Below are 12,264 nucleotides of genomic sequence, written 5' to 3'. Positions count from 1 at the left end.
TTCTAGCTTCGTCGGCAGCGTCAGATGTGTATAAGAGACAGAATAATAAGTGTTTGTCCATACGTCTTATATGTAGTTTGTATGTGTAAGACGTATAAAACAAATAACCTTGATAATAGTACGTTATTTTAGGGGTATTATATATTGGAATTATAATTCCAGAAAAAATATACATAAATACTGCACTCATATTTATTATTTAATAGTTATTGTTAGTTATATGAAACCTGATATTTACATGTTTTATTTACTGCTTATATGAACGACTTTCATGTACGTCTTATATATTTGACGTTGATATATAGGACATTGTTTCGATTTTATATTTTGTAAATGTTATATAAGTCTTGTATATAACAACTTAATATAAGGCTTATATATAATGACTTGATATACGTCTTACAATGATGTAATATATTTTTAGGAATAATTAACCAACGTTTTAAGGGGGGGACAACTTGAACGAGGTATTAAGTGAAAAATATAAACAAAACAAGTTCACTGAAGAAGTTGTGGAAATGTTTGCAGACATTATTGAAGGAGACGAAATACTCTACAATGTATTTCATTACATAGGATCTCAAGTAAACAAACAATACCAAGAGACAAAGTATATGAGAGGAATCTCAATAAATGAAATAGTAGAAAGTGTTGTTATTGATAGGAGAGTAAAGAAACCTAAGGGTAAATCCTATTCATTAGAACTTGAAAGAACTAACATTTCAAGAAGATCGGCAGAAGGTAGTGTTGCTACTTTAGCTTCAATGTCATTAATAACAGAAAAAATTATGCATCCGTATAAGTTTTTAATTTCAACTATTAGGGGACAACAAGTATTAGTTGAATTAGGGAAACGTAAAAAAAGTAATGAGAATAAGGGAGAGATAAAATAATGGCAAAAAACTTTCTGAAAAACGAAGTAGCTGTGAAAATGACTATGGTTGGTTTTGGTCAAGCTGGAACTAGAATGGTAGATAAGTTTGCTGAGTATAAGCATACAGACGGTACAGCAGTTTATAATTGCCTAGCATTGAATAGTAATGATGGGGATTTAGCTGAACTGAAAAATGTGCCGAAAAGTAACCAAGTTTCACTAAAATTAGGTGGTTTAGGTAAGAATCCTGAGCGTGCTGTAAAGGTTTTAGAATCTAATGAAGAAGCTAAAGATAAACTAAAAGAATTTATAACGGAACGTGTTAGACCAACTGATGAATTAGTACTATTTTTTGCAGGTTTAGGCGGTGGTACAGGTACATCTACAATTATTCAAGCAATTGAAGAATTCTCCGCTTTTCATAATAAACCTGTAATTGCTGAAGAACTTAAAAGTATGGCAATGAAAATTCCTAGAGAAGAATTAATAAAAAATCAACAAAAGTATGCAAGAATTGCTTTCAATAATGCTATTGAGCGTAAAGATTTCATTAAAATGGGTATTGTAGTTACACTTCCAGTTAGAGCGGATGGGCCTGATGTACTAAGACAGGTGAACAAATTTTCACAAGAAATTTGGAAGTTAGCTAATGATCCAGCGAAAGGCGTTGCATTTGTTGTATTTGCAGATAACCAACACTTCTATGATGAGTTTAAGGGATTAAACGAAAATGAGAAAAAAGGCATTGGAAACTCACGAGACTATGCAAACCAACGCATTGGAGATATTATTCATGAGTTAAATACAGCTGCAAATGGTTCAGGAACATCAGTAATTCTAGATTCTCAGGACTTTAAACGAATTTTACTAGAAAGAACAGGCTGTTTAGTAATTAATAAGGTTTCACGTAATATGAATCAAATTGAAAACAGTAAAGAAATTGTAGATATGTTCTCAGAATCATTGAAAGGAAGCTCATTCCATCACCCTATTGACCTGATGAAGACAAATGAAAATGGAGATTTAGAGGCATCAAAGGTACATCATTTTGGGATGTTAGCAATTTTAGATGAACAGAAGAACATTGATGATTCATTTATGGATGATGCAAAAGTAGAAGTGACAAATAAACTGCCAATCAATGGAACTGTTTTTAATGGTTATTTAGTCAGTAAAAATGATTTTATGGGCAGCGTGTATACTTTCTATAAGACAGATGCACTACCATCACGATTATCTAAAGGATTAGTTGAAGAATATAATGAATTTAAAGAAAAACAAAGCCAAATCCATTATACAAAGTCTCAAATTAATACAATTGAAGCGCAAGACTTTGAGGATGATTTCAATATTAACTTTGGTGATTACTTTGAATTAGAACCAGTTAAAAATGAAGAGCCACAAGCACAAAATGATGAAGAATTAGCAGCATTTATGGATCCAGATAAGATGTTTGGATCAAAATAAAAAATAAGCCTGGGATTTTCCAGGCTTATTTTTCTGTTTTCATTACACTTTTCATATATTCAATCATGTTCTCATCAATATAGTTTTCTATAAAAAGTTGTTTTCTTGCGAGATCTTCCTCTTTTTTAAACCAGCCAACTTTTTTAATACGAGTTTCTTCTGGTTGTGCACTCCACTCTCTTTCAGCTTGTTTTCTTAACTCTGTACGTGCTCTATGTTGAATTATCATATTATCTAGTCTTTCTTGTCTTTGGCGCTCTTTTAACATTTCAGGGTCTTCTGGTTCAGGTAGCACCGCACGTATAGCATCTTCAAACTTTCCTTGATACTCTAATTCAATGTTTTGTAAATGCATTTGAATCTTTTGCTCTACTATTTTCTCAATAGTCGCTGCAGCTTCCTGCATGTTTAATGGGGTTGAGACTTCACTAGTTTGATTTTCTGGAGAAACTGGTCTTAGTTCGAATTGATGTGGTAAAAGCTCAATAATTGCATCTAGCGACCACTTTTCATCCCTCTTTAGCTTAATAAATAAAGCTATGTCTAAATCCAGTGTGTTATATAGCTTTTCATTTGTATTATTGGTTCTTAATGTTCCGTGTAACCCCTTTTCCTCTAGGGTATTGAACCAATTGTACACAGTGTTATGATGTCGGCCTACTAGTTTTGAAAACTCTGTTATTCGCCAAGCTTTTTCAAAAGCATCTTCATGACTAGAGTTTGTATTATTTGACTCCATATGTTCATTTGTATTTTTGTTATCTTGTTCAATCATCGTTATACCTCCTTGAAATATAATGGCCACAATAAAATGGAATTAACATATAAAGTGAGATTAACATGTTAAGTGTTTTTTCGGTAATATAAACCCGAATCCCTTTATTGATTGACATTCACATGAAATGTATCATTAATATGTAAAGCATTACTTGTTAACATAAAGTTGATAAATAAAGGGTTTGGAGTTAACTATTGTTAATATCTTGTTAATAATTCGTTAGTTGTTAATGATTATTGTTGCTATGAAATTAACAAATTAGTCTACAATATATTAATGATAAGAAAATATTAGTGATTTGTAAATAAATTATGAGGATATAGTATTAAACTTAAAGACTTAAAAGCTAAAAAGTATGTATAAATGTAAAGCGAAAAGCCAATACTAATAATAAATAAAGGCCTATATTTATTATTATTTAAGATATTTGGTAGTAGAAAGCTAAGAACTGTATAGTTAATTGGTTTCAGTAGGTCTTTAGAATGCACATGAAGGTTATTATAGGTTATTGAATTACTATTAATACGGCTTAATATAAACTCGTTTTTTCTAGAGTGCACCGCCCTTTACAAGTGATCTCTATATAATCAAAATTGATTCATACAATTGGTACTCTTAAATCGGAAGTAATAAAAAGCAATGTATTGTTTTTAGCCACTATCAAAATGCTTTCAAGAATGATATCTTCTCCGGTTTATCCAGTGGATTTCGCTATAGAAAAAAGCCTTTTAATAAATGTAGAACTTAAAACTCTATTTGTATGTATATTCTCAACTTTAGAATTAATAGTTGTTAATGTCATGTTAATACGTATTGGTGATAGTTGTTATGAAGCTATCATTAATTGATAACTAGCCCTATTAACATGTCAATCTCAGGTTATATATCAATGATAAATGAAGAGAAAACTATTATTTTTTTGTGTTACTAATAAGAAACTATCAATTGTATGGAGTTCTTGTTGGTTTCTAGCTACAATTAGAGTTCTTTTAGGGTGTTTTCTTTTTTTATAGAAATACATGGTGGTAGATAAATTTTTAACTAATGCGGATATTGAAAAACCGAAAGGTGCTTCTATGACCATTTTAGTTATTTAATTGTTAATGTCATATTAATGTTAAATGTAAATTGTTGATATAACATTAACAATTAAAATGGCATTTCTCCCTACGTTTGGCTTTTAGACTATATGTCAATGATAAACAAGGTGTGAAAACTATTGAATTGCTGTCGTCATTTATTAATGTGATGAAATTTCAAGTATTTTTTGATAGTGTGAAAACATCTTCTTGGATAGATCGTCACTAGATTCGCTTTGAGTAAACCGCCACAGAAGAAAATTTTCATCAATATAGATTTTGAAATCTCGAAAGCCATAAATACTTCTCCTTTTTCGACACCTCATTGTTAATGTTATATCAATATCAATTAGAATAATATCAATAACAAAAGAAAATAAATGCTTAACATGTCAATCTCAGATTATATATCAATGATAAATAAAGGGAAAACTGTGGTGGTAGGTAAATTTATAATAAATATAGATCTCGAAGACTCGAGACCTGCATTTATGCGTATTTCAACTACTTAATTATCAATGTTATATCAATGTTAAATCCAAATTGTTGATATGAAATTGACAATACAGACTGTATTCCTTTATATGTGCTGTTTTTTAACTATATGTAAATGATAAATAATGGGTAAAAATCATTGAATTGCTGTCAGCATTTATTACTCGATTAAATCTTTAACTATGTTTTGATAGTGTCGAAACATTTTTTAGGATAGATCGTTACTAGATTCGCTTCAAGAAAACTACCACAGAAGAAAAATTTCAGCCAATATAGATTTTGAAATCTCGAAAGTTATAAACATTCCTTCTTTTTGATACCGAATTGTTAATGTTATGTCAATATTAATCAGAATGATATTGATAACAAGAGAAAATAATCACTTAACATGTTAATCTCAGTTAACATGTTAATAACAAATGAGAGATTAAAAATCAGTTATCTTTCCATTGGTATCAACATGAGATTGATAGTTTCGTGTTGTTTCTTTTGTATATCTTACTAGCATTGAAACATTTTCAATGCTAGTTTATTAATTAACATACTTCTATACAATCCGTTGCAATAGGCTAATGTTTAACTAATATAGATCTTAAAGTTTTGATAGGCACAAATATTTTTGATAAGCGTCCGCTTGTTAATGTTATGTTAATGTTAATTCATAGATACTAGCATTTAAGTTGGCGCGATTCAGTTGACATGTTAATCTCGTTTGATATGTCAATTTCAAATATGGGTAAGATGTATTGATTTTCTGTTGATATCAACATGAGATTGATAATTATTTGATTGTTTTATGGTCCTTGGTCTAAATTTTTTTAAATTAGGACTAATTAATTTTGGACAAGATATAAAGTTATGATAATTGTTTACATGGAATGGATTATTGTTAACAAGAATGCGCTTAATAGTGCAATTAATTGGTTAGTAGGGTATATATACTGTATCAAAAAAATTCAGCAGAGAAACATTAGTAAACTGTTAATAACGGGTATCCTTATAGCTTGGTAAATATAGATTGCTAAAATAGTATCTGATTCTGAAGAAGTTCTCGCTTCAAAAGGTCCAAAAGGAGTTAAATAGTGAGATGCCCATGTATAATTATAGTGTGGGGTTTAATAATATTTAGAAGATTATTGATTAAGTAAAGAATATTATAATTAACCTCTAGATTGAATTTATAATTTTTAGTATATTCTTATTATAAAACGTAAATTTTTTATTTTCTAGTGATTACATGAAGCCCTTCGGGTTACGGATTAAATTACACGTTTGTGTGGTATTTAACCTCCGTATTCCAAAGGGCTTTTTTATTTGATTAAGGGAAAAGGAGAGATGTTATGTCAATTGAAAAGTTAGCAGCAAGTAGAATATTAAGACCAGTGAGAAGCATGAATAAGGGGAGTAATGAGAGATGGTTTGAATATTATAGAACAACATGCCCTATATGTGGTAAGCAAGGATGGTGCATGGTTAATGATTCTGAAACCAAAATAATATGTGGACGAATTTCATCAGAAACAGTATTCGGGGAAGCAGGCTATTTGCATATAGTAGCTGAAGATCAAAAAAGGGGATATGACTTTTCTCAAGATCAGATGATTAAAGAACATAGGAAGAAAAATGATTACACCCTTGATATTATTTACACTTTATTCTTAGAATCTTTAGACGTGCGAGATGAACATATTAAAATGTTAAGGGGATCAAAACGTAGGATTACAAGGGAAGTAATAAATGTTAGAAATTACAAAAGTTTTCCTATTAAACCTTGGGATACTACGAAAGAGTTAATAAAAAAAGTAGGAGGGAAAACAAGCTATATTGTTGGAATTCCAGGGTTTTATGCAAAAAAAACGAAGGATGGAAGATATTTCACGTTTGCAGGAAGGAGAGATTCTTTATTAATACCGCAGAGAAATATATATAATCAGATATGCGGTTTTCAATGTAGAATTGATGATCCTGAATATATGACAGTTGTAAAAAATCATAAACCAAGCTTTAAGGCAGAAGTTATAGAGCAACCCAATACTATAGAGGTGACCTATAAAATCAATGGGAAGATAGAGTCTATATTTAAAGATAAAGTCGATGTTAAAGAATGGTATGAAATTAATTATGAGGGTGAAAAATTAGGTGAAGTACAATTAAAGTTAGAAAGTAAATATATTTGGATCAGCTCAGGTGGGAGATTTCATGGAACAGGAGTTGGGAACCCGTTGCCAATACATGTAGCAGTACCTGGTCGAGAGCTGAAAAATTGGGAACGTGGAGAATTAATAAAAAAGGATAATGTATGGATTTCAGAAGGGAGTCTAAAGTCTGATGTTGCTGCAGAAAACTTAGACGAGCTACTAACAAATGAGGAAAAATTAATGTATGGTACCACAGTCGTATCAATACCTGGGGTTAAAGTATGGAGAATATTAATTGAACCATTAAAAAAAATGGGAGTTAAACAGGCAACTTTCGCTTTAGATATGGATATGATTACAAATTCAGATGTTCAGTGGTCGTTATTAGAATGTGCGCAAACGCTTTATCAAGAAGGAATAAGTATTAATTATGCAAGTTGGGATATTAATCTTGGAAAGGGGCTAGATGATTTACTGTTAAACGATTATATTCCAGCAATAGAGAAAGTGAGATAAACGCTATTGTTCAAAGAGGAAACTAACTTGTCAATGAAAGGATAGCATTATTAAGTTTTGAATGAATATTAAAAAATAGAAATTCCTTTTGATATTTAAGTAAAGTATTAAAGTAGATTTATATAAAAATATGTAACACCACTATAAGAAGATAATGACGAAATAGATATCTTTAAGTTTTGAGATTTTTCTAATAATTAATTTTACATTTTTTGTAATCGTATATATATTATATATAGGGGAATTTTGGAATAAATCTAATGGGGAAGTTTCGTATCTATGTAGTATCAATAGTAGTCTTTAATTGCTAAATTCTATTCATTTATACGAGGTGAATCAAATGGGGAGAAAAGTTGATAGGAAGAAATCAAAAGAACAGTTTTTATATGAAAGAAAAAAACAGTTAGAAATAATGGAAAGCATCAGCAGCATCTGTAAAGGATGCGATATATATAATGAGTTAAAAAAGACGAAATCACGAAAAGAAGTTGCTAATATATGTGCAAAGGATTGCAATTTAATAAACAGTTTACAAGAAGAGACAAAAATATTTTTAGAAACACTTCGCTAAAAAACAGAAAGGAGGAATATGTATGAATCAATCATATAGCAGTTTAAATCGAGAGGAATCACTAACAAAAACTATAACTTTAGGTAATACTGCAAGAAGTATTGGGTCGCTGGTTAAACCTGAGGATGAAAATTTTGAAGTTAAGGAGATTTGGAATTATAAAGTACTGTCAAAGCAAGAGAGTTTAAATTTATTTCGAAGGTACAAACATGGTGAAAAGGATCTACGTGAATATTTGTTCCATGTAAATATAGGCCTAGTACTATCTATTGCAAGAAAATATAAAAAGAAGCACCCAGAAATAGAATTTGATGATTTGGTTCAAGAAGGTAATGAGGGAATGTTGCGAGCAATTGAGGATTTTGATCCTGATTTAGGTTATTGTTTTTCTACATACGCTTACTGTTGGATAAAAAAGAGTATGTTAGGGTTTATATGTAAAAAAAAATCTGGGCCTTTTAAAATCCCTAACTATGTGAATCAATTTAATGTGAAATATGTTGAAATCGAAGATAAATATTTACAAATGCACAACAGAATCCCTACAGTTGAAGAGGTAGTAAAAGAGTTAGATGTAACTAGAGAAAAGGTAGTTCGACACAACGTATATTATAATCGGGTTACTACTATGACTTTAGATATAGATACAATAAATGAAGATATAGGTATACTGAACTCATTCTGTAATGATAATTCAGCAATTCCCTCCACAAATGAGATGATAATGGAGGACTTGAATTACGAGATATGGATAATATTTGATGAAGTATTAAATCCGAAGCAAAAGATGGTACTAAATCTATGTTTTGGTCTACTAGATGGTAAAATTCATTTGCATAAAGAAATTGCAAAAGCACTTATGATTACAACTGAAAGGGTATCACAATTAAAAGATGAAGCGATTAATAGATTGAAGAAATGCGACTATAAAGATGAAATTTTTAATCTATTACATGAAAAGTTGAAAGTAATGGATGAACTTTATATGGCGTGAAATTATATATTCGTATTTATCAGAATATACAGTGTAACGAGCGTATTGTATTTTTTAATATCTATTTCACAAAATTTTGCCCCTCGAGTAACGTGAATTACAAAATTGTTATTTAATTTTGTAATAATACGAGACTATGAGGTTTTTTTGTATCTAAAAGGTGGAAACAAAGTGATGTATTAAGGGTATAACATGTAATATAACCTTAGTAGATGTAAAATAAAAAAGAAGGATAAATGGGTACTACCTGTTTATCCTTCTTTTTATATATCATGCTTAAAAAAATAATATTATCTTTTTTCCCTTAGTTTTTCTAAAGAAATATCTCATGATTAATTATGAAGGATAAATAATTTAATTACTCTCATTTATGAGGTACCAATAGAAAGGAGGCCATGGTTGTTATATGCAAAATAATAGAAAAAGAAACGTAATTAAAGAAAGGATTAGACAAGAAAAAGAACGACGGGAACGATTACTAGCAGAGGAAGAAGAACAATATGGGGATTTCCATGAGGATCAAGTAAGTGAGCAATTTCAGCAAGAGCATTTAGAACAACCACTGAAACAAAGCGAAGAAAGTGTAAATTTATGTACACCTAAAAATGAGGTTTCAAATAATAATCCTGCTCTTGATTGGATTACAACAATTCAAAAACAGTCAGGCACTTCTGAAAGTGAATTTAAAATAGAAGAAGCACGTAGAAAAGCGAAAGAAGAAGCAAGGAAACAGGCAGAATTGGAAGCACGACGGAAAGTAGAGGAAGAAGCAAGGAAACAAGTAGAAGTGGAAGCGCGACGGAAAGTAGAGGAAGAAGCAAAGAAACAGGCAGAATTGGAAGCACGACGGAAAGCAGAGGAAGAAGCAAAGAAACAGGCAGAAACGGAAGCACGTAGAAAAGTAGAGGAAGAAGCAAGAAAACAGGCAGAATTGGAAGCATGTCGTAAGGCAGAGGAGAAAAAACTTGAAGAAGTAAGAAAACGTAGATTAGAGGAAGAGAAGAAAATAGAAGAAGCACAAAAGAGACAAAAAATAGTAGTAGCCAAAAGAGAATCAGAAAGTGAGGAAGTCATATTAAATAAAGAAACAAATCCGTCAAATGAAACTAAATTTGAACAAGAAGAGAAAATAGATCTTGATAAAAAAGGAATCTTAAATTATATGAAAAAATATAAGTACGCTATTATAGGGGTCGCATCAATTGTTTTATTAGTAGTAGCAGGTTTTGCCTTTACCAATATGAAAAATTCACAGGCTGCATCAGCAAATAATGTAAATAGTTTAGAAGTTAATGTAAATTTAATAAATGGATTAAGATTATCTGCAGTTCAAAAATATCAAGATGCTGCCTTGGAATTTGATAAAGTGGATTATAAAAAGTTAGGAAAAGATGATAAAAAGGCAGTTTTATTTACATATCTTTTAAGCGGTAAAGCGCAAAAGGCTATTGATTTAGAGCAAGATTTTGCAGAATCAGTAGTTTCATATTATATAGCTGTAGATAATTTGAAAAAAGTAAAAGAACTTAAAACAAAAAATCCAATAATTAATTTTGAAATTGCAGCATTAGATGACAAACATGAAGAAGTTATTAAATTAAAAGATCATGTTCCACTAGATGGAAGAAGAGAAGGAATTATTGTTAATAGTTATTTGAAATTAAATAAATCTGAGGAAGCTAAGAAGTTTGCTCAGAAGGTTGGAAATAAAGATTTACTTGAAAAAATTAACAATCCTGCACCTGATAGTTCTGCTACCTCTGTAGCAACTATTAGTGCAGATTAAGTAATGGGGAGGAATTGATTGTGCCAATAGATTATTCGAAAATTTTTAAGAAAGTTTTATTTGCTACTACTGCTACTACCCTAAGTGTTGGGGTAGTTTCAGGCTGCTCGCTGTTTTCTTCGGAAAAAAAGAGCACCAAAACAGCATCAGTATCTAAAAAGAAAAAAGATACTGAAAAAGAAAAGAAGAAAGATGAAAAAAAGGATGAAAGTAAGGATGAAACAACTGAGAATTTAAATACTAATGATTTTGATGAAATCATTGATAATGCAAAACGTAGCTCAGATCAAAATTTAGCCGGAATCATTGAAAATAACAAAACCAAAAAGAAATTTGATGATTTAACGGATTCAATTGCGACCGCGGCTATAAATTCAGATAGAAATCTAGCATCAGTTATTGACAGTGATAAATCAAATAATCGTTTTTCAGATTTAAATACTTCAATAGCATCAGCAACAAAAAATCCTTCTGTCTCGGATAATAAGGATAGTAAGAACTTTGTATTTGGTGGCAATCTAAATATCAATGATGGAGTTGCTAGTGCTGATAATTCAATACCTCCAATTAATAATGATAAAAAGTCACCAGCTTCTGGAGACTTTAGTGGCGGAGGAGATACAAACCCACCAACAGGCGGCAATGGTAACGATGGTGGAGGAAATACAAACCCACCAACAGGCGGCGATGGTAATAATGGCGGAGGAGATACAAACCCACCAACAGGAGGCGATGGTAACGATGGTGGAGGAGGTACAGAACCACCAACAGGCGGTGATGGTAACGATGGTGGTACAATAAAACCAGAGAAACCTGAAAAAGATACAGTGGCACCAGTAATTACAGCAAAACAAGGTGTGACAGTATATGTCGGTGATGGTCTAAGTGCAGACGATTTAGTAGAAGTGACAGATAATAAAGATCCAAATCCAGTAGTAACAGTAGGTACGTATGATACAAATAAGGCAGGGGAAATTCAAGTAACAGTAACAGCAACAGATGCATCAGGGAATAGCTCAAGTACAACAGTAACCGTTAACGTAGTAGAAAAAGAAGAGGAAAAAGATGCAGAAGCACCAATAATCACAGCGAAGCAAGGAGTGACAGTGCATGTAGGAGATAGTCTAAATGCAGGAGATTTAGTAGAAGTAAGTGATAATAAAGATCCAAATCCAGTTGTAACAGTGGGAGATTATGATACAAGTAAGTCGGGAGAAATTCAAGTAACAGTAACGGCAACAGATGCATCAGGAAATAGCTCAAGTACAACAGTAACCGTTAACGTAGTAAAAAAAGAAGAGGAAGAAGATACAGAAGCACCGGTAATTACAGCAAAACAGAGTGTAACTGTACATGTAGGAGATAGCTTAAATGCAGGAGATTTAGTAGAAGTAAGTGATAATAAAGATCCGAATCCAGTAGTAACAGTAGGAGCGTATGATACAAGTAAGGCAGGGGAAATTCAAGTAACAGTAACGGCAACAGATGTATCAGGAAATAGCTCAAGTACAACAGTAACCGTTAACGTAGTAGAAAAAGAAGAGGAAAAAGATACAGAAGCACCGG

8 protein-coding genes are annotated in these 12,264 nt (G+C 31.3%); 7 read left to right on the top strand and 1 reads right to left on the bottom strand.

Features of this window, described 5'->3' with window-relative positions:
- The first annotated feature begins 458 nt into the window (after positions 1–458).
- Positions 459–893, top strand: a complete 435-nt coding sequence (locus JDS92_RS27715) for a hypothetical protein (protein ID WP_001006721.1) — start codon at positions 459–461, stop codon at positions 891–893.
- Positions 893–2,341, top strand: a complete 1,449-nt coding sequence (locus JDS92_RS27710) for an FtsZ/tubulin family protein (protein WP_199632870.1) — start codon at positions 893–895, stop codon at positions 2,339–2,341. Before JDS92_RS27715 ends, JDS92_RS27710 begins: the two co-directional genes overlap by 1 nt.
- A 25-nt stretch (positions 2,342–2,366) precedes the next feature.
- On the opposite strand, the gene JDS92_RS27705 is transcribed toward JDS92_RS27710, so the two are convergent.
- Entirely contained in the window at positions 2,367–3,116 is a 750-nt protein-coding gene (locus JDS92_RS27705) for a terminase gpP N-terminus-related DNA-binding protein (RefSeq protein WP_000572413.1), read from the bottom strand.
- Between the two features lie 2,917 nt (positions 3,117–6,033).
- Between JDS92_RS27705 and JDS92_RS27700 the strand changes: the two genes are divergently transcribed.
- The 5 genes from JDS92_RS27700 to JDS92_RS27680 all read left to right on the top strand — a co-directional run.
- Positions 6,034–7,347, top strand: coding sequence for a DUF3854 domain-containing protein (locus JDS92_RS27700; RefSeq protein WP_199632868.1), 1,314 nt, complete (start codon positions 6,034–6,036; stop codon positions 7,345–7,347).
- A gap of 340 nt (positions 7,348–7,687) precedes the next feature.
- On the top strand, positions 7,688–7,918 hold the full coding sequence (locus tag JDS92_RS27695) for a hypothetical protein (RefSeq protein ID WP_199632867.1): 231 nt from the start codon (positions 7,688–7,690) through the stop codon (positions 7,916–7,918).
- 22 nt (positions 7,919–7,940) lie between these two features.
- Complete coding sequence (locus tag JDS92_RS27690; RefSeq protein ID WP_199632865.1) at positions 7,941–8,912, top strand: sigma-70 family RNA polymerase sigma factor; 972 nt, start codon at positions 7,941–7,943, stop codon at positions 8,910–8,912.
- A gap of 406 nt (positions 8,913–9,318) precedes the next feature.
- Positions 9,319–10,698, top strand: coding sequence for a cell envelope integrity TolA family protein (locus JDS92_RS27685; protein WP_199632864.1), 1,380 nt, complete (start codon positions 9,319–9,321; stop codon positions 10,696–10,698).
- A 20-nt stretch (positions 10,699–10,718) separates the two neighbouring features.
- Positions 10,719–12,264: adhesin (locus JDS92_RS27680; RefSeq protein ID WP_199632863.1), on the top strand; the 1,546-nt coding region annotated here is incomplete at its 3' end.

The sequence above is a fragment of the Bacillus cereus group sp. N12 genome (genome assembly GCF_016483575.1).
Taxonomy (GTDB): Bacteria; Bacillota; Bacilli; order Bacillales; family Bacillaceae_G; genus Bacillus_A; species Bacillus_A toyonensis.
Note: the sequence above shows the minus strand (reverse complement) of the source record. Positions and strands in the feature narration are given on the sequence as shown.